The following is a 20,376-nucleotide window of genomic DNA, read 5'->3' as shown; positions in this document are numbered from 1 at the left end:
TTTTTCATTCCCTGTGATTTTCAGAGGCGTAATATCTGGTTCTACGGCCTGGTTACTCTGCAATGCGGATCACAGCTTTTACAATATCCGCCTTATTGTTTACACTGTAATCCATGGCTTTCTGCGCCTCATCCAGTCCAAACACATCTGTCACAATGCCTTTCAGATTCACCTTGCCTGCTGCAACTGCATCAATGGCCATCGGATAGATATGGCGGTAACGGAACACAGTCTTAAAGGTCAGCTCCTTATCCAGCGCAAGGCTCATGGGAAGCGTCATTTCCCCGCTCTTGCTGTATCCGACCAGAACAATCACTGCACCCTTTTTCGTCATATGGATGGTCTGAACGGTGGTTGCCTGGGTGCCTGCTGTTTCCACAGCAAGATCACATCCTCTGCCGTCCGTCAGCTTCCTTACCTCTTCCACTGCATCTGCCCGGCTTCCATTGATGACTCCGTCCGCTCCCAGTTCCAAAGCTTTCTGCAGCCGTTTTTCCATAATATCCACCACATATACCCTGGAGACTCCCATTGCTTTTAATGCCATCATCGTTACAAGGCCGATGCAGCCTGCGCCCATGACTACTGCTGTCTGACCTGCCCTTGCGCCGCCCTGCATAGCCGCATGAAAGCCCACTGCCAGGGGTTCGATCAAAGCTCCTTCCAATGTACTTACGTTATCCGGCAGTTTAAAACAAAGCTCCGCTTCATGGGCCACATATTCCTGGAAAACCCCGTCCACCGGAGGCGTTGCAAAAAATACCACGTCCGGGCAAAGGTTGTAATTTCCTGTTTTGCAGAACTCACAGTGTCCGCAGGTTTTTCCAGGCTCCAATGCAACCCGGTCACCGACCTTTAAATGACTGACATTTTTCCCCACTTCCACCACCGTGCCGCCGGGCTCATGTCCCAGTACAAAGGGCGGCTTTACCACATAATCCCCGATTGCCCCTGTCTCATAGTAATGCAGGTCGCTGCCGCAGATACCCACATATTCTAATTTTACAAGAACCTCGTCGTCCTTAGGCTCTGGAATCGCCCTCTCTTCAAACCCCATCTTACCGATTCCCAACATAACAGCAGTTTTCATTGTACCTTCCATTTTTAATTTCCTCCTCTTTCTTTTATTGTTTATTTAATACTTTATTAAATAGTTTTATTATGTGTATGATTTTATTCCAGTAAGTGATTTTTGTCAATATTAAATTCAAAATCTTCTATTTTTTCGTCAAATCGACCAAATTATGTCTTCCATTTTTAGTAGAAATTCACATATTTTTAAACAAAAAAAGAGATTCCATCTCTGAAATCTCAAACTTTCATTTTAATGAATCTTTATACCTGCTCCATAAACAGCTCTATCACTTTCAGCGAAGCCCCCAGCGCCGCCGCTCCAATCTTATGGCTGCAGGTTCTGATAAAAGAACTGTCCTCTGCAAATGTGTTCCTTTCTGATACCTTATCCCGGATATCACGAACAAATTCCTCCATGCAGCTTCCTACATAACCTCCCAAAACAATATCACAATCTAACACCATGTGAATATTATTCACTGCTATGGCCAGATAAGACGTATAATTTTCCCAGAGGGCGGCCGCTTCCGGTTCCCCATTCCTCAAGCGTTCAAAAAAATCCTCCACTCTTCCGTCGGTCAGGCATTTTGCGGAGCAGTAGGCATCCAGGCATCCATATTTACCGCAGTAGCAGGCTTTCCCATCCGGGACAACTGTCATATGGCCCGCTTCCCCGCAGCGGAAATTCCGCCCCTGCTCCAGTTTTCCGCTGCTGTAGACAGCGCCCCCTACCGTATTGCTCAGGGACAGATAAAAAAAACGCTCCATGCTTTCAGACTGAATTCCTTCCGCATACGCCCCCGCATTTGCATCATTTAAGAAATGGCAGGGATAAGGGAAAAAGCGGCTGACAGCGGAAAATGGCAGAGTTCTCACTCCAAGTACATGGGAATCCGCAACCACTTCCTGCTCCAGATCCATAATTCCCGGAAATGATATTCCAATTCCCAATATGCTCTCCCTGCCGCATCCGCCCTCCTTCAAAAAATCTTCCAGTTTCCCGCAGACCTCCTTATAATAATCATCTCCCGGGGCATAGGGCAGAACTATCCGTTGGTATTTTAAAATCCTGCCCGTCAGTTCTGTCAGAACCATACTGATATGATTTTTTGTAATGTCCAGTCCTGCCGCTTTTCCGGCGTTCTCAGAAACAGCCAGGGCTTTCGCCCGCCTTCCCCCCGTAGATTCCATCTCCCCCTTTTCTTCTACAAGCCCCCGCTCAATCAATTCTTTGGTGATTTGCGTCACCGTTGGAAGGCTTAATTTCAGTTCATAAGATATGTCAGGATTAGATGCCATCCCTGTTTTGCATATGTAGCGAAAAACCTCGTTTCTGTTCTTCTTCTTTACTTCCCTGTTTGTATTTTTCTTTTTATCCATTTTGGCTCCCATACTTTCTAAAAGTGTTTATCTAAGTATAACATACCACAAAAAGCACAGGTTTTCCACGATTTTTTTGTTTCGCTGTAATTAAAAGCTATTCTTCCTCCCTGACTCCCAACAGCTGAATGGGATTCGCCTTTCAATTTTTCCCTGTCAAACCAGGAATATGATAATGGCTATGGTCTGCAGACGATTCATCTGGGCAGCAAACCGTTTATACCCTTTGTCATCAAAAGTCACTTCCAGAAGGGATGATTTCGGAAGTTTGGATAGCTCCTTAAAAAATCACTGATTCCGCCGTTCTCTATCTGGAAAGACGCATTGCAGCCCTGCATGGGGCCTTCTGCAATAATCATCCGGCGAATGTTATCCCGGACTCCCATCCACAGACTGCATCCCAATGCGAAAAAACCCGTGCCAAACATAATATTACTCCGGCGGTTAAATATCGACGAATTTTAACCGCCGGAGTAATATTACAGAAAAATAAAATGCTCATCCACTTTTTCCGTAACAATTGTTTCATACTGTTTTTGTTATTATATCATTTTAACACATCACAGCAACATCATGATGCACAAATCTGTGGTATTTCATGATGTTTCGACCGATTGCATACAGCATAAACTCTTTATATACCTTTTCCGCTGAACGGTAGTTGAACCTTCGGAAGTCCTCGTTTTCTTTTATGTCCCCAATTTCCCGACAGCCCCGGCTGTAAATGTGGTGCAGTTGGCAGACCCTCAGTGCGCCTTCCGGCGCGCAAGCAGGTAATAGCCCCTTATAAGGGCAGTGCAAGCCACCGGCTAAGCCGGTGGTTTTGACTGTACAGCACGGTGGAAGAACTGGTTTCCTACGAAACGGTATAGACAGGCTTATGCCGTGACAAATTAAATGATAAGAGATACACAAAAGCTAACCGCCGCACTATGCTATGGACTTCATCCGCCATATGCGGCGGTTAGCTTTTTCCGCAGGCAGGCCGGACAGCCTGATAACGGAAATTACTTGGAATCCGGGGAAATAAGAAGTAATATGCTTACACGGCGGGCCCTGCGTTTCCCCTATATCAGACGAATGGCGAAAAACTTTAGACTTATTTTGGAATTTCTTCACTGCATTTATGCCTTTCACTCCATTTTATATGCCTTTCATTCCTTACATCCCCAAATAACAGAAAATCTGCCGATAAATTAAGTGACGGCAGAAACGGAAATCCGAGGTGATGAATTTTGAATATAGCAGTGGTAGATGATGAGGAAGCCATCAGAGAGCAGATTGGCGGATTCATAAAAAAACGGAACCCAGATTTTCATATAAGCGGTTTTGCAACGGGGGAAGGACTGCTTGCGGCAGGAACCGGTTTTGACATTATCTTCCTTGACGTACAGATGGAGGGCATGGACGGTATTGAGGCGGCGAGAACCCTCCGGCAGTCCGGCATGGATGCGGTGGTCATCTTCATTACGGGAATCAGGAAATATGTGTTTGAGGCGTTTGACGTGTCGGCGTTCCACTACCTGCTAAAGCCGATTGAGGAACAGAAATTCATGGAAGCGCTTGGCAGGACGGCGGAGGAAGCCGGGAAAAGGAAGGGGCAGAAGGAATAGCAGATATTCATAAGGGCGAAGAACCAGGGGTATACGCTTAACCTGAATGGCATCCTGTATATTGAGAGCAGGGGGAAGAATTGCAAACCTATCTGGAGGAACTGAACCAGACTATGGACAGACTGGAATTCCGGTTCAAAACAGGGAACACAGTCGTGGATACCCTGCTGAATATGAAATACCATGAGATTATCCGTGCAGCGCCGGATTTGCAGATGGATGTGGAGGGGCTGCAGTTCCCTGAAAAACTGTTCATCCAAAGTTATGATATTGGCATTATTTTAGGGAATGCGCTGGATAACGCAATGGAGGCTTGCAGGAAGCTGAAAGCGAAAGAGCCGGATGCAAAAGCCTTTATCCGCATCAGTTCATTCCAAAAGAGGGAACTGTTTTTCCTGAAAATGGAGAACAGCTTTGACGGAAAGGTGGTGAGAAAACCGCAGAATGAGTTTCCTGTGACGGATAAGGCAGACCGGGAGAATCATGGGATAGGGCTTGCCAACATCAAAAGCATGGCTGAAAAGTATCAGGGGACAATGGATTTTAAGGTAAAGGACAGGGTGTTTATCCTGTCCGTGATGATGAAAAATGAAAGGAGAGAGGAAGATGGATTTCGGAGTGACAGGTAAATTGGGAGGGTACTATCTGGCGGAGCAGTACCGGAAGAATGCGGCGGCTGATAAGAATGGAGGCGTGAGTTTTACGGAGCTTGCGGCGGCAAAGGCGGCGGGGCAGTCAGAGGTATGATTTTCCCCATGAAAAGTTTTTCAGTGATAAGGTTGATGAATCGGTTTTAGATTGGAAACCGTCAGGGGCGGAACCCAAACTGGCGGACGCAAGCGTACAGTCGAGGATAGATTCTACGCTTGGAGAGAAAGCAATCGTTGTGCCACCTGCGTTAGAAGAAAAAATGACCCGGCTCTGGCACAGCAGGTAATGGCTAAAGTAGAAAGTTTTATTATGAAAGACCAGGCAACACTGCCACCGGGCAGAATATATTCCTGCGTAGTTGTACTGGATGAAAATGGGGAGATTGCCCATGCTGCAGGATCAAGTGGGGGTGGAAACATATCCGGGCCTACGGAAGAAGAACTGCGCCAGTTCGAGGTGGAGCAGGCGGCAAAGAAAAAAAGGCGTGAGGAATATGCACGTCTGAGTTTCGATTGCAGCATATGAAGCGGCGGGCATTTTGAAGTAAGGAAGATCATGCCCGGACTTACCATAAGGGGGCATGGGCGGCTCCGAATGACAGAGGGGCCGTCATTAACAATAAAAATTTTATCAAGGAGGACGAAATCATGGCAATTACAGGAATTGGAAGCAACTACAGCAATGTGTATGGGAGTACATACACGGCACAGAAAAATGAGACAGTGAAAAAAACAGAAACAAAGGAAGCTGCGCCTGCACAGACGAAGAACACAGGGACAGACAGCGTATCGGATTATTATTCCTACCTGCAGAAGAATTATGACTGTGTAAAAAATGGCAGCGTGGCAATTTCGGGCTCTTACCTGAAGGAGTGCGCAAAGAACCCGGAAAAGGCGAAAGAACTGGAAGAAAGCCTTGCTTACTTCAAAGAAGGTTATGAAAACGGCCTTAAGAGCGCCCAGGCCAATGCAAGGGCTATCGGGGCAAGGGTGGTGAACCATACGGAAAGTTGGAGCATCGACAGCACAGGGAACATAACTATGATGGCATCCACCACGGTAACTTCCGACAGCGGAGTAAAAGGCTGGAAGGAACTGGCAGAGGAACGGGAGGAAAAATTAAAGGAGAAAAAGGAGCAGGAACGCGCCGAGGAAAAGAGAAAAGAGCAGAAGGAACAGGAAGAAGAACGGCTGGAAAAGATTCAGGTTTCAGCGCAGCCGGCGACCGTCATATCGGATGCGTACCATAAGCCTGTTGACATCAAGGCATAAATGACAGAAAGGAAAGTGGACAATTGGAATAACTATTGTAAATGAACAAGGTTCCGCATATGGAGCGGCTTTCAGGAACAAGCTGGTATACTTCATGACGGGAAAAGAGCCGGAGGCATTTTTTGACGGGAAGATGCGCAGGAACATGGAACTGCGGGAGGGCACCTGTACCCTCAGCAGCAATAACACTTACCGCAGACAACATACCACTTATGTGGTTTCCGATAAGGACAAAGGCAGCACATTCCTGGATTTGAATTTTCTGATCAAGGATGAGACCAGCAGCCTGAAAGGAAGTCTCAGTGATAAAAAGGATGTGGATTTTTATCACTTTTCTATCCCATTTATGAACTTTCAGCGGAATTACTTTGGCGTTGGGGTTTATATAGATATGCCGGAAGGCTGTGATTACGATGTTACCCTGTATGACGAATACGGCAATCAGGTGGGGAAGGCAGAGTGGAACGGGGAAGGGCGGAAGAAGCTGACCGTCCCTAATTGGGATATCAATACCAATCAATACTGCTTCAAGGTAGAAAACGGAAATGGGGAGGAAATTTCCCCGGATGATTATTATAAGATCAGCTTCCATGTTACTGAAAACAAGGAGCATGAAAAGACTGATGCCATCAGGGAAGCATATGGGAACCTTCACGGGACATACAGTCAGAAAGATGAAAACTGGCGGGAATATCTTGATCAGTATAATGCCGTCTTAAAGGAGACGGAGCCGAATTATATAAAAGAGCTGGAGCAGCTCCACCAGAAACAATTTGACAGTGCCACGGACATACAGGAAGTCCGGCGCTACCTGAAAGGGGTTACAGGGGAGGACATTTCCTTAGAAAATCTTTATCTGACGCCAGACGGGAAGATTGGAGGGCTGCCGGACAAGGCGGCTAATCTGATCAACAAGACAAAGGACAATGCCAGGATAGAACGGATAAAGGATGCGCTGGTGGATATCATAGGGAAGATCAGGATAAGCGGAGACTTGGGGATTCCCGATTTCACTTCACAGTTCCAGTTCAAGGATGGGGCGTTCTCCGTGGCGGACAGCGGTTTTGCGGTGGATATGGGCGCACTGGATGGCCGATTTACACCAAAGTCCTCCGGCAATATGTATTCCGATATGTATAACTATCAGTTCAAGAAGGTTTTATAGGCTCCGCTGAAACAGAATAATAGATTTACAGGAGAGGGTGGAATAATGCAGGTAAGTTCGTCTAATGGTTCATTGCAGAACAGATATTTTTCAGGAACAGGAAGTATAGTAGGTATCCATCTGCCGGACTTCAATGACAAATATGTTTTCTCCAAAAAGAAAAGCGGTGTCAGTGATGAAGAATATCGGAAGAAGATTAGGGAACAGGCATATGAGGATTTTGCAAAAGGACAGTTCCAGAATAAATCCGAAGGGTTTAACAGGCTGATGAAAAGCTACACATCGGAAGTGTCTCCGGATAGAAAGGGGATTATCACTTCCGGGCTGAAAGCTGTTTCAGGAAACAGGCAGACTGTGATTAAGCCCATAGATTTTGTGGCAACGCTTCTGGAAGGGAAAGTAAAATATCAGAAACTGCCGTCAGGCAACAGCGATTACATAGAGTTTTATGATAAGAACGGTGAGATGGTGGCGACTTATTCCAACAATGGGTGGACGATGTATACCACCAATGCGGAGGCATCCAGACAGACGGAAATGTGCATGATTTATAACGAGGCATGGGGAAATGCAAAGAGGGGCATTCCGTTGGCGGGTGAAGATGCGATGGGTGTGGAGAATCCGCAGAATAGCTTTGATGCAAAGGCATAGAAGGAAATGAAGCTACGGCTGCATATCCCCGATAAGCCACAGTCTGACAAGGCGGGGCAGGCATCCCCGGCGTTCCGGCAGATTGGTGAATCGGGAAGCAGCGAGAGGAGGTGAAGGTCGGTATGGAATTTGACCGTGGAACGTAAATAAAGTTTTTTGCATGAAGCAATAAACTGCTCGGACTTATATCAAGAGAGCAGGGGCGGCTCTGACCGACAGAGGAGCCGCAATATTAAAAATAATGGAGGATGAAAGGAAATGAATGTTAATGAAATAGGAGCAGCAGGATACCCGGCAGCAGGAAAAGCAAAGGTGCGCCAGGCACAGGACGGCACACAGAGTTTTGACAGGGAGTTTATGGGAATGGCATCGCAGACGCCTCCCTCTTTTGTAGGAAAGGTCTGGACGAAAGAGGAACTTATGCAGTCGGTTGATAAGCAGGTGCAGAGCAACCAGAGCAAGAAAATGTCCGTTTCCGATATGATAAAGGCAACCTGCATAGAAGGGACAAGGGCACGATTCCGTTTTGCGGGAGAAGATAAGATATACACATTTGATGAATACATAAAGGAGCTTGATAAGCGTTCAAAGAACAATGCGTAGGTTGATTCTCATGGGAAAAAACAATAAAGCACAAATGATAAAAGGGGCTGTCGGGAAATAGATAGCCATACACAGTGGCAGGTTGGATCCATGCGGATTACACCTGCCACTGAAATTTATCCATTAAAAAAGAAAAAAGATGGCTAACAACAACCATCTTTTCTCCATTCCATGTTATAATGGAACTATGCTTACCAAGGATTTCATGAAGATCAACGAACGACGGGAAAAACTGAAAGAAGAATCCAATGCGAACATCCGGAGTGAGACAGGTATCCTGAAAAGGCAGACACGCTCCATCCAGACGGAAGGACACTTTGGGGACATAAAAGAAAACGAGAACTTCCGAAGGTTCAATTACCGTTCAGCGGAAAAAGTATATAAAGAGTTTATGCTGTATGCAATCGGTCGAAACATCATGAAATACCACTGATTTATCCATCATGAAATTGAAAAATATGAAGGAAAAAAGGAGCAGAAAGCAGCTTAGCCAAAGGAGCGCTTCTCAAAATCCAAATAAGGGGATTTTGCGCCCTAAAATAGATGCTGCTGAAAGAAGGAAACAGTCCGGTAAAAATCCAGGGCCTTGAAAAATCCTGGATTTCTACTGGACTGTTTTTTCTTACCTATCAGGGGCATAAATCGTTATTTCCCGACAGCCCCTTCTTTTTTATTTTTCCTGAATTCAATTAGAAAAATACATGGTTTCCAATTACTATTCCGGATGCTCCGGACGCCGCATTCCGAAAACTTGTGGCTCCGCCTACATTGCTGGCTCCGGCAATTGCCTCCTGCGCCGCCTGGATACAGCTTCCGGATACACCGCTTGCAAGCACGCTTGCGAGGGCGCCGCTGGATGCCGGCGTAAACTGGCCGCTCTGGTAAATAACACCGGAAATGCTTCCTGCATAACCTGCCCGGAGACGGTTCATTACTACAGCTCCTACTGCCAGTTTTCCTTCATAAGGCTCACTTCCTGCTTCACACTGAATCAGGGCTCCCAACAGGGTAACGTCGTCATAGGATGCTGATACTGCTCCCCGCTGAGAAGTTCCTCCGGCAGACTGCTGTGCCTTTTTTGCTTTCTCTGCTTCTGCTGCAGCAATTGCAGCGCGTTCTTCTTCAATGGAAATTGCTTTTCCAAGTTTTAACTCTACTTCTACAAACTCTTCACTGACATAGCCGGTTCCTTCTTCTAATTTCACCGGAACCCAGCCTTCTGCCGTTTCTGCCTCGGTATCCACTTTGATTTTACCGCCTTCTTCCAGGACGTCTAAAATCTCTGTATCTTCTGAAGCAGATGTGGTTTCTCTGACTCTTACGCCTCCTGTTACTGCGGTTGCGTAAGTAGTTCCCACCTGGTTTGCAAGGCTTTCTGCCTCAAGACCAGTGACGCAGAATTCATTTTTTACATATCCTTCTACGCTTCCGGAACTGATTTTAGTCCACTCTTCTCCCTTTTCCAGAATCTCTGCAGATGCTCCCTTATGGAGTTTTCCTGCAAGCTCTGCTTCATCGGAGGGCTCTGTACGGATGTTCAGATAATCCTCTACATTGGGCAGCAATTTGGACGCCCAGGGAGAAACCTCCTCATTGCCCACTGCCACCAGAGTATTGGTCACTGCAGTTTCTTCCTTATTCTCTGTATGTTCCTCAGCTGCAGCTTCCGCTTTTGCTTCCGGTTCTTCTGCCCCAGCCTCTTTCTCCGGTTTTTTTGCTTCCGGCTCTTCTGCCTTTTTTGGCTCTTCTGCCTTCGGCTCTTCTGCTTCTGCCTTTTTTGGCTCCTCAGCTTCTGCCTCTTTCGGCTCTTCCGCCTTCGGCTCCTCAGCTTCTGCCTCTTTCGGTTCTTCTGCTTCTGCTGCTTTCGGCTCTGTTTCTGCTTTCAGCTCTGCTGCTTTCGGCTCTTCCGCTGCTTTTGCAGCTTTCTCATTATTGGAAACTTCCTGTATTTCTTCTGCTTTTTGTTCAGGCTCATTTTCTGTGATTGCTGCTGCCACAACATCTTTCACAATTCTTTCCTTTGTTGCCACAACAAGTTCCTCACCTACTCCTGCCGGTTCTGCTGACAATTCTACCTCCTGGCTGTCTGGAGCCTGAGTTGTTACATTATTTCCGCATACAGATGACACTGTCATCACCAGCGTAAAAGCTGCAACGATTCCGCTTTCCATAACCTTCTTATCGAATTTCATATTAACCTCCTGAATTTCTGCTAAAATAACATTTACAATCTTTAAAAATTTGTATGTTATTTTATTCAAATTTGTTACAAATGTTACGAACTTGTTACACTATAGCAAAGAAATTGTAAATTGTCAAGCCGTCTGTAACAAATTTATTCTCAGAATTATCAGCCTGCCCCGTTTATTTTTCCGCTGTTATGTATCGAATTCAGGATTATTCCTATTTAAAAGCAAAAAAACAGGACATGGATTCCTCTGAAATCAGATTCTTCCATATCCTGTATTCCGCTGTTTCTTACAGTCTCTTCAGCAGTTCTTCCCGCTCCGCTTCATATCCTGGCTTGCCGAGCAGTGCAAACATATTGCGCTTGTAGCTTTCAACTCCCGGCTGATTAAATGGATTCACACCCAACAGATATCCGCTTAAGCCGCAGGCAAATTCATAGAAATAGAACAGCTCGCCCAGATAAAATTCATTCTGTTCCGGAATATTAACCACCAGATTCGGAACATTTCCATCTGTATGAGCCAGAATGGTTCCATTCATAGCGCTTTTATTTACAAAATCCATATCTTTGCCGGCAAGATAGTTTAACCCGTCTAAATCTACCGGTTCCTGATTGATCTTAATAGTGCTGTAGGACTTCTCTACATTCATTACGGTTTCAAACATAATTCTGGCACCATCCTGAATAAACTGTCCCATAGAATGCAGGTCTGTGGTCAAATCCACAGATGCCGGGAAAATACCCTTCTGGTCTTTTCCTTCGCTTTCTCCATAGAGCTGTTTCCACCACTCAGAAACATAGTGCAGGGACGGCTCGTAATTTGCAAGCACTTCCACTGCTTTGCCTTTTCTCAATAAAATATTGCGTACTGCTGCATACTGCATTGCATCATTTTCTGCAAAAGGCTGATTCATTGCACGCTCACGTCCTGATGCCGCGCCTTCCATCAGCTTGTCCAAATCTGCTCCGCTTACTGCAATAGGCAGCAGGCCAACAGCCGTCAATACAGAAAAACGTCCGCCCACATCATCCGGCACTACAAAGCTCTCATAGCCTTCTTCTGATGCAAGTCCTTTCAGTGCGCCTCTGGCTTTATCTGTAGTTGCATAAATTCTCTTTGCTGCGCCTTCTTTGCCGTATTTCTTCTCCAACATTTCCTTAAACACACGGAATGCAATTGCCGGTTCTGTGGTTGTTCCGGATTTGGAAATAACATTCACAGAAAAATCACGATCACCGATTACTTCAATCAGACCTGCAAGATAGGAACTGCTGATACTGTTTCCTGCATAGTAAATCTCCGGCGTCTTGCGGATTTCCTTTGACACATTATTGTAAAATCCATGTCTCAGAAATTCAATGGCAGCTCTGGCTCCCAGATAAGATCCTCCGATTCCGATCACTACCAGCACTTCGGAGTCTGACTGAATTTTCTCAGCCGCTTTCTTAATTCTTGCAAATTCCTCTTTATCGTATTCCACCGGCAGGTCAAGCCATCCTAAAAAATCATTGCCCGCTCCGCTTTTCGAAACCAATACTTTTCTGGCATCCTCCACCAGCTTCTCCATATAACCGACTTCTTCCTGGCTGATGAATCCAGCAGCTTTTCCATAATCAAATGATACTTTTTCCATGATTTCCACTCCTTTGTCTTTATATGTTTAGTATAAGAACCCCTCATGGGTATTCTCCGCTGTGCTTATGGAATATTGTAACAAATCTGTCCCGCTTCGTCAAACAGAAAAGCCCTTCAGGAAAAGTATTCCTGTAAGACTGCATTAAACAGTTTCTCATCCTCCGCTTTCTTCTTTTCCTGTTCTGCCGTCAATTCCTGTTTGTCCCTGACGCTTTCTTCTGTTTCTTCCATCTTATGTATCTGCACCGGCTGCTGTTTGGGTTCTTCCTCTTCTTCGTCCCGCAATATGACGTCAAAATATGCCTGGACATTTCCGATAATGTCTCCAAAGCTTCTGTTCAGCCTTTTTATCTGCCGCAAGATTCTTGCCAGAAGCAGCAGAATCAGCAACCCCATAAGAACAAGCGCCGCTTCTTTTAAAAGCCCCTGATACCTCTGGCAAAAACGTATCAATTCTTCCATAAAGCATGTCCCTCCTTTCGGTGATACACAGGCGCATTCCCGGACGGTACCGTCCGCTGTATGCATATGCTGCCTGATATATTCATTATAAATATTCTTATCCCATCTGTGAAGTATTCCAAAGGCTTTTTTCATCGCATATTCTCCCGGTTTTCGACAGTTTGCTTCTCTTGATCTTTTTTCAGGAACAGTATAAGATAAGAACAGATAAATTCAAGAACACTCAGGAGGTCATCATGAAAAGAATTGTGTTAACCGGCGGAGGCACTGCCGGCCATGTCACCCCGAATATTGCGCTGCTCCCCAGACTAAAGGAGCTTGGCTACGATATCCATTACATCGGTTCTTATGACGGAATTGAAAAAAAACTGATTGAACAATACGGTATTCCCTATTATGGAATTTCCTCCGGCAAACTGCGCCGGTATTTTGACTGGAAAAATTTTTCTGATCCCTTTAAGGTCATCAAAGGCTATGGGCAGGCCCGTTCCCTGTTAAAAAAATTAAAACCGGACGTTGTGTTCTCCAAAGGGGGCTTTGTCTCGGTTCCGGTGGTTCTGGCTGCCAAACACCGGAAGATTCCTGCCATTATTCATGAATCTGATATCACTCCCGGCCTTGCCAACAAACTTGCCATTCCAAACGCCTGGAAAGTCTGCTGCAATTTTCCGGAAACCTTGAAATATCTCCCGGCTGACAAGGCAGTTCTGACAGGCTCCCCTATCCGCAAGGAACTTCTGTCCGGAAATCGTTTCAAGGGCCTTACATACTGCGGGTTTCAGGCAGAAAAACCGGTAATTATGGTAATCGGCGGCAGCACCGGCTCCCAATTTATCAATGAAATCGTCCGGAGCCTCCTTCCGGATCTGCTGAAAGAATTTCAGGTTCTTCATCTCTGCGGAAAAGGAAAACTGGACCCTTCTCTGGCTCATACGAAGGGATATGCGCAATTTGAATATGCAAATAAAGAATTAAGCGATATGTTTGCCCTGGCAGACCTGGTGGTTTCCCGGGCTGGAGCCAATGCCATCTGCGAGCTCTTAGCCCTTCGAAAGCCCAATCTCTTAATCCCTCTTTCTGCCAATGCAAGCCGGGGAGATCAGATCTTAAACGCCCGTTCCTTTGAGCGTCAGGGATACAGTGTGGTAATTGAAGAGGAGCAGTTAAACAGCGTGATTCTTCTGGATGCGGTTCAGAAATTATTTCAGAACAGAAATCAATACATCAATGCTATGGCTAAAAGCGAACAGTTAAATTCTGTAGAGACAGTGGCACAGCTTTTAGAAGAGGCTGCCAATCAGAAATAGCAGTGCTGCCGGATTGCCCATGAGCTGTTGCTTAGCCAAAGGGCAATCCGGCGGTTTTTGTGTATCGAAAGATGGATTGTTTGCTCCAACAAAAATGCCATAAACGTATTTAAACGCACACAATACCTTTCGGAGCAATTACTGCTGCAGTTTTTGACAGATCTCTTCCAGTTCCTCCTGGGATAAGTCCAGATGATTAAAGCAGAGCTTGTCCTGATTGCCGTCTTTATCATATCTCGGAAGCAAATGCATATGAAAATGGAACACGGTCTGCCCTGCCACTTCGCCGTTATTCTGCAGAATATTAAATCCATCGCAGTTTAACACTTTCGTCATATGTGCGGCAAGCTTCTTGGCCAGGATCATCGCATGTCCTGCCGCTTCCTCCGGCAATTCATAAATATCATTATAATGTTCCTTGGGGATGATCAGGGCATGTCCCTTCGATGCCGGATTGATATCCAGTATCACCCGGAATTCATGGTTTTCATAAATTGTTTTGGAAGGAATTTCCCCGGATGCAATTTTACAAAATATACAGTTTTCTTTCATTTCCTACCTCCTGTTTGTATTTCAGACAAGTTTCGAGTTGTGCAGCCTGGAATCTTTCTATGGGTTTTCACATACCCTATGCTTATTTACCCAAATATAAAAATCTGATCCAGCATTTTCAATGTCTTAAAATTCCCTTTGGCCGTCATTTCCCCGGTCATAAAGGCTCTCTGAAAGCTCATTCTTCCCTGAATAATATTGTCCATTACCGTTGTCGTCATCTTGGCGTAGACATCAATCTTTTCCCCCTGCCCGTAGTGTACCCGCAGTTCTTCATTATGGACCTCAACAGTCAGCGGCTTTTTCTTTCCGTCGATCATAAACAGATAAGTGGCTGAGAAATCGTCCTGAGCCACAAAGTGGGCTTCTAATTCTGTCAGATAAGCCATCTCCGCATCTTCCTCGCTCTGTCCCAGTAAATCCTTGAACATGCTGCTCAGCTCTTCAATATCTTCTTTCTGTTTCTTCACATAAACGTCATCAGACACATACTTGGACAGCTGTTCGCTCTCTTGAGGCGTCAATTCTAACTGCTGCGGACGCAGCACAGACTGCTTCACTGCCTGATTACTGTTGGGAAGACTCTTTAATTTCTGTGATATGGTGCGATAGAGATTCTCTGCTTTCTTTTCAATCAGCACTGTATAATCGCGGTTCATCTCAAAGGCAATCAAATCTTCCACATAACCGCACAGACCGGCACAGGGAAGTCCGCCCAATATCTCCCAGGCGCTTGCAAGAGCAATTTCTCCCTCCCGCTCTCCATAAGTGGTAGACATTACAACGGGCTGCATATAGGTAGCTGCAATCTTCTCTTTATCCCCGTACAGCCAGCAGGAATCCAAAAACTGCTGCATATAGCCGCCGATTCCAAGCCACTCTACTGTTGTAGCCAATACAATGCCGTCTGCATCCTTGATGGTCTGGGGAAGAGTAGAAATACTGTTTTTGTGCTCAAAAATATTATAACGCTCCACATTTACCCGAAGCTCAACTAATACTTCCTGCATTTTATCAATGACATACAGGGTTGGATCATCCAATAATCCCCGCCCTCCATAATAAATATTAACTTTCATACCAAAGCCTCCAAATTTATCAATGTCTTTAGTATATAAATTTTTGGAGGCAAAGTCAACTGTTTGCAGATTCAGGAAAAAAGGTATTCCTCCGGGCCAAACAGAATCCGATCGTTTTTACTCAGTTTCCGTTTCTGATGATATGCCATAGGTTCTCCGTTCAGATAAGTCCCGTTGGTGGAATTTAAATCTTCTAAATAATATACGCCTTCCAATTTGCTGATTCTGGCATGAATCCGGCTGATTCCTTCAGCCTCAATCACACCTGAAGCCTGATACCTGTTCTTTCCAACCAGAAATTCTTCTCCTTCCACCAGAATATCGCCGCATCCGTGAATTCCCTGATAAATCAGCTTTCCCATGGGCTCCTGACTGCCAGTGCACAGAATCTCTGTGGGATATGACAGTTCTCTCTCCCCCGCTGTTTTCTCCGGTGGCAGTACTTCCTGACGGTCCACAAAAGACTTTTCTTTTATGAATTTCTTCTGAAAAACAATTTCTTTCAGAGATATCCTCTTTCCGTTCTCCTCTTTCAAAAATTTATCCCCTGAAGCTTCCTCCTTCAAAAATTTATCTCCTGAAGTCCCCTCCTGATATGGATGAAACGGAACATAACGAAGCAATGTAGAAAGCCAGGGCATCTCATCTGCCTTTTTCCAGATTCCCTGGACTATTTTATTCTGCTTTTTCTCCTCCTCTGAAGCTGCATGTTCCGTTATTTCCTCCGAATGGTTATCATAAACTGTCTCCTGCCGTCTTTCGCCAAATTCCAAATTATCTGTTATCTGCCCCTTTGTTACCTTTATGTTTTCCAACATTTTTCGGATACTGACATTTTCCATTACGGACATCTGATAAATCTGATACGCCAATTCGGCGGCTGCCTGATCCTGGTGATCAATTTTTCTGAGAATCTGCTCCATGCAGCGGGCAAAGGCATCCTGCAGGCTCTCATTCCAAAAAGGAAGATACGTAAAGGACAGACTCCCGTCTCCCAGATTTACATAAATATATTCTTCTTTCAGGCAGATTCCATTCTCCCGCAGCAGGTAATCCGGCAGAACACTGCACAGTTCCCTGACAGAATTCAATAATTTCCAAAGCATTTCATATCCCATTTTCTTTCCTGAAAGGTAATCCTCCATCTGCTGTTTTCCGCTGATATCGTACAGATAGTTCTTTTCGCCGTCAGATTCCACCACATCCAGTTCCAGAAGATACGGCACATGCTCTGCTTTTAACATATTTAACTCGTATTCTGCTGCAGGCTCCTCTTGTTCTTTCACACACATATAACTTTTCTGTAAATTTCTTCTATAAGTTACTTCCATTTTCCTCTATTCCTTTCCGGGCAGTCATCACACAGCATTGTACCTCTTTCCGGGCAGTCATCATGCACAGCAAACACGCTGCCTGTCCGTACAGACAACGGAGAGAGTCTCTTACCGTCAGCCTGTAACTTCATCCAACAGTTCCAATTTACGAAAGTAATCTGACGGGACAAATTCCTCCCACATTTGCTGTTTATCTGCTGTTTCCGCCAGCTCCCGGTACATTTCAAACCCCTGGTTTAAAATCAGCAGCATACAAATCAAAACCACAGGCAGAACCAGCGCCGCCTCTACGGTAAAGCTTCCGCTGACTTTTCTTTTTATCATATCAGCCGTCCTGTCAGCATCATAAGATAGGAAATCAGCAAAAACGGAACGAATGCAATCTTTTCTTTTCCATTTTTCTTTCCAAGGGACAAAAGCATCAAAGACCAGACTGCTGCAAATATAAGCCCTGTAAAAAGCAGCTTCAGATTCCCCAGTCCTCCCAGATATACGCCGGTCACCACCAGAAGAATCCCGTCTCCCATTCCTGTTTTTCCGCGGCTGAGCCAACTGACCAGCATCATAGACACTCCCAGAAGCATTCCCCACAGTATACTGTAAATGGAACATTCCGGATAAAACAAATGCAGGCACACACCGCACACTCCAAACAGCAAAATATAAATCAGCGTCAGCTCTTTTCTTTTCACATCTTCCCAGGTACACAATCCCAGTAATCCTAATACCATAAATTTCTGCATACTATTTACCCCCGCATCTTACACAGGCCCTTTTTGTTTTGACCTGCTCTTTTAACACCATATAAACTGTTCTTTTTAATCCGCTGCAATCTATTTTCATATGATAGCAGTCTCCTTCACTGGTAATATATACCATAGCTCCCGGTTTTTTCTTCCGCACACAATGCCCGCATGGCTGATACTTTTTTTGGATCGTTCCATTGGCTGTTACAGACTGAATTGTAATCTTCAGATGGCTGCAGTCCCTTCTGATGTGATATACATTTTGGGTTGGAGTAAGGTAAACCCATTCCTTCCCTTCCCGGTTTTCTGCACCATCCTGATTGCCTGTCCAGCGGTGCATTCTGCAGCTGTTTGAAAAAGACAAACTTCTTCTGCCAAAAAAATTCAAGGGAAACCGCATCCGGTAAGACACCGACAAGTCAATAAAGTCAGAATCTCCTTTCCCGCTGTTCCAGGAAAATCCTGCTGCTCCAAGCTCTATGCCGGACACAGGGCATTTCTGAACTGCCAGTTCTTTATAAAACATGGCTTTGGCTAAATTTTCCGCCTCTTTTTGGGAAAGTCCACCAAACAGCGATGCTTCTGCCGCCGCCCGATCCAGGGAATTTCCCACAAGATACTGAACCTGCATCATCCGAAACAGAAACAGTATCATTATCATGGCAAACAGAAAAATTGGAAGAGCCAATGCCGCCTCCACCGTCAGGCTTCCCGGAAGGAGGGCATGAAAAAGTGCCTTTGGCGGGGAACACCCATAACTTTTTTCTATATAGTTCTGCCTGAGAGAGCTTTCTTCGTTTTCCTTTCCAGTTATCCAAGGCACTTTTTTATGCCCTCCTTTCCTGTGCGGATACATAATTTCCATACTGATTATGAAGAATGATATTTGCTCATTCATAAAAAATCTGATATTCGCTGTTAAAATGATACATTCCATCCTGTTCCCTGCCGCTGGTAATCAGCCCTAAAAACATTGAATCCGCTCCTGATACAGTTTCAGCCTCCACCCCCTGTATCATATGATCCATAGCAAAGGTTTCTTCCCCGGGCAGCAGTCTGATATTTTGTTCCATCACATCCATAGCCCGGTATACCAGAGTATCTTCTTTCACTGACAACAGCAATATCTGCAGATATTCCCGGTAATCCAGGCCCTGCTCTTCCTGCTTTGTGTCCTGTTCCAATGCTTTCTGGCCCAGAGACACATCACTCTGCCACTGAGACACTTCTTTGATCAGAGGTACTTTTCCCCCTGCCAGAAGATGTCTGACATCCAGAATGCTTTCCATATAGCTCCATCCAAGCAGAATTCCAACCTGCACTGCCTGGATCAGCGGAGGAAGTCCGGTAAATCCCACGGCAGCCGCAGCCATCTCCATTGCAAGGGCCTGTTTGCCGCTGTCCTGCATAATAGTTGCAAAATTGCCGGCTTCCCGCAGCAGAAGCAGCCTGTTTACCGCCTGTTCCAAATTCTGGCTGTCTGTCTCTTTTCCACCGATGCAGTACTCCAGCTCATAATCCAGGGCATGGCTGTCACCCCCGCCTGCTCCGGCGCCGCTCTGACAGGAAAAGTAAGTGTTTAAGTATTGTATCAGCCACAATTTTTCCAATGTTTCCTTTCCTGTTTTTTCCAGATTTCCGGTTTCCAGTTTCCGGTTTTGAATACTGTTTTTCTGGGAAATGCTCTTTTGGGAAATCTGAAGGGAATTTTCCACAACAAGGGTTAGAATCGGTGACTTTTTCCACAAACTCACAAAATCCATAGGGTTTTCCGGCAATTTTTCCTCCCCTTCCCCGGCCGTTTTTGCAGTTTCGGCTTCTCCATCTTTCCCTGCTGCTTCTCCTTCTCTATCTTTCTCTGCTGTTTTGGCTTCTCCATCTTTCCCTGCTGTTTCGGCTTCTACCTCTTTCCCTGCCGCCTTGCCTTCTCCCTCTTTCTTAGCTGCTTCGGCTGCCTCTTTGGCCTTCTCTGCCGCCTCCTGCGCCTGCTTCCATTTCTCTTCTGCCTCATGGCTGTCCTTTTCCAACACTTCTCCCTGTTTCAATATTCCTTTTATCCTGTCCGCCGTCTGCGCTGCAAGTTTTTCCTTCATCGCCCGGCATGCCTGCTCCCGGAAAAACTTTCCTTTCTGATCCGTTGCCAGTGCATATTTTTCAATCTCAATATTTTTCAATGAAATCTGATAGAAGCCCCGCTCCATTTGTTCCAGGGCCGCCTCTTCCATCAGAATTCCTTCCAGTACAGACAGATTGAACTGACCCTTTGCATCCTTTCCATCCAGAAACAGCATATGGTAATTGTCCCACATGGGTACATGATACCGGCCAAAGGCAGATTCCAGTCTAAGCTGCAAATCCCGCCGGGCGATTTTCACAAGCGCCTGTACCCTTGCGGCTTCCAATAAGGAAAAAATCAGGGAAAGTATAATGGTCAGCGTCAATGCCAGAAACAGCGTAATGCTGCCCTCACAGGTGTTTCGCTTACGCTCAGATTTTCTTTGCATTGCCTGAAACCTTCTTTAACACATCATTCACCAGCTGGCTGATCTGCGTCTTAAACAAAGCCACCAGGCTAATCAGAACCACAATAATTAAAATAACCTCCACTACTCCCATTCCGTCCTCTTCTGTCAAAAATCTTTTAAATTCTCTCATTTTCTT

At 45.5% G+C, this 20,376-nt stretch carries 23 protein-coding genes and 2 pseudogenes; 10 read left to right on the top strand and 15 right to left on the bottom strand.

From position 1 onward, the window contains the following. Positions 1 to 52: 52 nt before the first annotated feature. From ACTO17_RS02415 to ACTO17_RS02400, 4 genes and pseudogenes are all read right to left on the bottom strand, one after another. Complete coding sequence (locus ACTO17_RS02415) at positions 53 to 1,102, bottom strand: NAD(P)-dependent alcohol dehydrogenase (RefSeq protein WP_482556759.1); 1,050 nt, start codon at positions 1,100 to 1,102, stop codon at positions 53 to 55. 233 nt (positions 1,103 to 1,335) lie between these two features. Beyond that, a complete protein-coding gene (locus ACTO17_RS02410; protein ID WP_482556758.1) occupies positions 1,336 to 2,454 on the bottom strand; it encodes an ROK family transcriptional regulator in 1,119 nt (372 codons plus the stop codon). 239 nt (positions 2,455 to 2,693) lie between these two features. After that, positions 2,694 to 2,882 (bottom strand): hypothetical protein, encoded by a 189-nt coding sequence (locus ACTO17_RS02405; RefSeq protein WP_482556757.1) that lies wholly within the window; start codon positions 2,880 to 2,882, stop codon positions 2,694 to 2,696. 124 nt (positions 2,883 to 3,006) lie between these two features. Beyond that, positions 3,007 to 3,159, bottom strand: a pseudogene (locus tag ACTO17_RS02400) (transposase); the annotation flags it as partial. A 530-nt stretch (positions 3,160 to 3,689) separates the two neighbouring features. Here ACTO17_RS02400 and ACTO17_RS02395 point away from each other — a divergent pair. The 9 genes and pseudogenes from ACTO17_RS02395 to ACTO17_RS02355 all read left to right on the top strand — a co-directional run. Beyond that, complete coding sequence (locus ACTO17_RS02395; RefSeq protein WP_482556756.1) at positions 3,690 to 4,067, top strand: LytR/AlgR family response regulator transcription factor; 378 nt, start codon at positions 3,690 to 3,692, stop codon at positions 4,065 to 4,067. 80 nt (positions 4,068 to 4,147) lie between these two features. Next, positions 4,148 to 4,696 carry an ATP-binding protein gene (locus ACTO17_RS02390; protein WP_482556755.1) on the top strand — a complete coding sequence of 183 codons (549 nt, stop codon included), beginning with the start codon at positions 4,148 to 4,150 and terminating at the stop codon, positions 4,694 to 4,696. Further along, positions 4,674 to 4,814, top strand: a complete 141-nt coding sequence (locus ACTO17_RS02385) for a hypothetical protein (RefSeq protein WP_482556754.1) — start codon at positions 4,674 to 4,676, stop codon at positions 4,812 to 4,814. Before ACTO17_RS02390 ends, ACTO17_RS02385 begins: the two co-directional genes overlap by 23 nt. 189 nt (positions 4,815 to 5,003) lie before the next feature. Beyond that, entirely contained in the window at positions 5,004 to 5,243 is a 240-nt protein-coding gene (locus tag ACTO17_RS02380; RefSeq protein ID WP_482556753.1) for a hypothetical protein, read from the top strand. A 122-nt stretch (positions 5,244 to 5,365) separates the two neighbouring features. Continuing rightward, positions 5,366 to 5,989, top strand: coding sequence for a DUF6033 family protein (locus tag ACTO17_RS02375; protein ID WP_482556752.1), 624 nt, complete (start codon positions 5,366 to 5,368; stop codon positions 5,987 to 5,989). 94 nt (positions 5,990 to 6,083) lie between these two features. Continuing rightward, positions 6,084 to 7,154, top strand: coding sequence for a hypothetical protein (locus tag ACTO17_RS02370; RefSeq protein WP_482556751.1), 1,071 nt, complete (start codon positions 6,084 to 6,086; stop codon positions 7,152 to 7,154). 45 nt (positions 7,155 to 7,199) lie between these two features. Continuing rightward, the gene (locus ACTO17_RS02365) at positions 7,200 to 7,805 is read left to right on the top strand and encodes a hypothetical protein (protein ID WP_172537754.1); all 606 of its coding nucleotides are present in this window, start codon (positions 7,200 to 7,202) and stop codon (positions 7,803 to 7,805) included. A 258-nt stretch (positions 7,806 to 8,063) separates the two neighbouring features. Continuing rightward, positions 8,064 to 8,408 carry a hypothetical protein gene (locus tag ACTO17_RS02360; RefSeq protein ID WP_172535827.1) on the top strand — a complete coding sequence of 115 codons (345 nt, stop codon included), beginning with the start codon at positions 8,064 to 8,066 and terminating at the stop codon, positions 8,406 to 8,408. A 205-nt stretch (positions 8,409 to 8,613) separates the two neighbouring features. Next, positions 8,614 to 8,841: pseudogene (locus ACTO17_RS02355) on the top strand (transposase); the annotation flags it as partial. Positions 8,842 to 9,097: 256 nt separating this feature from the next. Here ACTO17_RS02355 and ACTO17_RS02350 read toward each other — a convergent pair. The 3 genes from ACTO17_RS02350 to ACTO17_RS02340 all read right to left on the bottom strand — a co-directional run bounded on the left by ACTO17_RS02350 (position 9,098) and on the right by ACTO17_RS02340 (position 12,832). Beyond that, positions 9,098 to 10,600 carry a cell wall hydrolase gene (locus ACTO17_RS02350; protein WP_172535305.1) on the bottom strand — a complete coding sequence of 501 codons (1,503 nt, stop codon included), beginning with the start codon at positions 10,598 to 10,600 and terminating at the stop codon, positions 9,098 to 9,100. A 286-nt stretch (positions 10,601 to 10,886) separates the two neighbouring features. Next, positions 10,887 to 12,236 (bottom strand): glucose-6-phosphate isomerase, encoded by a 1,350-nt coding sequence (locus tag ACTO17_RS02345; protein ID WP_482556779.1) that lies wholly within the window; start codon positions 12,234 to 12,236, stop codon positions 10,887 to 10,889. 113 nt (positions 12,237 to 12,349) lie between these two features. Continuing rightward, positions 12,350 to 12,832, bottom strand: coding sequence for a hypothetical protein (locus tag ACTO17_RS02340; RefSeq protein WP_482556750.1), 483 nt, complete (start codon positions 12,830 to 12,832; stop codon positions 12,350 to 12,352). A gap of 101 nt (positions 12,833 to 12,933) precedes the next feature. Between ACTO17_RS02340 and murG the strand changes: the two genes are divergently transcribed. Next, on the top strand, positions 12,934 to 14,004 hold the full coding sequence (gene murG / locus ACTO17_RS02335; RefSeq protein WP_482556749.1) for an undecaprenyldiphospho-muramoylpentapeptide beta-N-acetylglucosaminyltransferase: 1,071 nt from the start codon (positions 12,934 to 12,936) through the stop codon (positions 14,002 to 14,004). Positions 14,005 to 14,142: 138 nt separating this feature from the next. Here the strand turns inward: murG and ACTO17_RS02330 are convergent, their stop codons facing one another. The 8 genes from ACTO17_RS02330 to ACTO17_RS02295 form a co-directional block, all read right to left on the bottom strand. After that, positions 14,143 to 14,556 carry an HIT family protein gene (locus tag ACTO17_RS02330; protein WP_482556748.1) on the bottom strand — a complete coding sequence of 138 codons (414 nt, stop codon included), beginning with the start codon at positions 14,554 to 14,556 and terminating at the stop codon, positions 14,143 to 14,145. A gap of 86 nt (positions 14,557 to 14,642) precedes the next feature. Beyond that, positions 14,643 to 15,635 (bottom strand): SCP2 sterol-binding domain-containing protein, encoded by a 993-nt coding sequence (locus ACTO17_RS02325; protein WP_172535300.1) that lies wholly within the window; start codon positions 15,633 to 15,635, stop codon positions 14,643 to 14,645. A 71-nt stretch (positions 15,636 to 15,706) separates the two neighbouring features. Then, complete coding sequence (locus ACTO17_RS02320; protein ID WP_482556747.1) at positions 15,707 to 16,966, bottom strand: DUF6382 domain-containing protein; 1,260 nt, start codon at positions 16,964 to 16,966, stop codon at positions 15,707 to 15,709. 117 nt (positions 16,967 to 17,083) lie between these two features. Further along, a complete protein-coding gene (locus tag ACTO17_RS02315) occupies positions 17,084 to 17,293 on the bottom strand; it encodes a TadE/TadG family type IV pilus assembly protein (protein WP_172535298.1) in 210 nt (69 codons plus the stop codon). Then, positions 17,290 to 17,712 (bottom strand): A24 family peptidase, encoded by a 423-nt coding sequence (locus ACTO17_RS02310; RefSeq protein WP_482556746.1) that lies wholly within the window; start codon positions 17,710 to 17,712, stop codon positions 17,290 to 17,292. Before ACTO17_RS02310 ends, ACTO17_RS02315 begins: the two co-directional genes overlap by 4 nt. A gap of 1 nt (position 17,713) precedes the next feature. Next, complete coding sequence (locus ACTO17_RS02305) at positions 17,714 to 18,538, bottom strand: TadE/TadG family type IV pilus assembly protein (protein ID WP_482556745.1); 825 nt, start codon at positions 18,536 to 18,538, stop codon at positions 17,714 to 17,716. Between the two features lie 67 nt (positions 18,539 to 18,605). Further along, a complete protein-coding gene (locus ACTO17_RS02300; protein WP_482556744.1) occupies positions 18,606 to 20,219 on the bottom strand; it encodes a DUF5702 domain-containing protein in 1,614 nt (537 codons plus the stop codon). Next, positions 20,203 to 20,370: a Flp1 family type IVb pilin gene (locus tag ACTO17_RS02295; RefSeq protein ID WP_172535294.1), complete on the bottom strand. Its 168-nt coding sequence runs from the start codon at positions 20,368 to 20,370 to the stop codon at positions 20,203 to 20,205. Before ACTO17_RS02295 ends, ACTO17_RS02300 begins: the two co-directional genes overlap by 17 nt. Positions 20,371 to 20,376 lie beyond the last annotated feature (6 nt).

Source organism: Petralouisia sp. (genome assembly GCF_056822245.1).
Note: the sequence above shows the minus strand (reverse complement) of the source record. Positions and strands in the feature narration are given on the sequence as shown.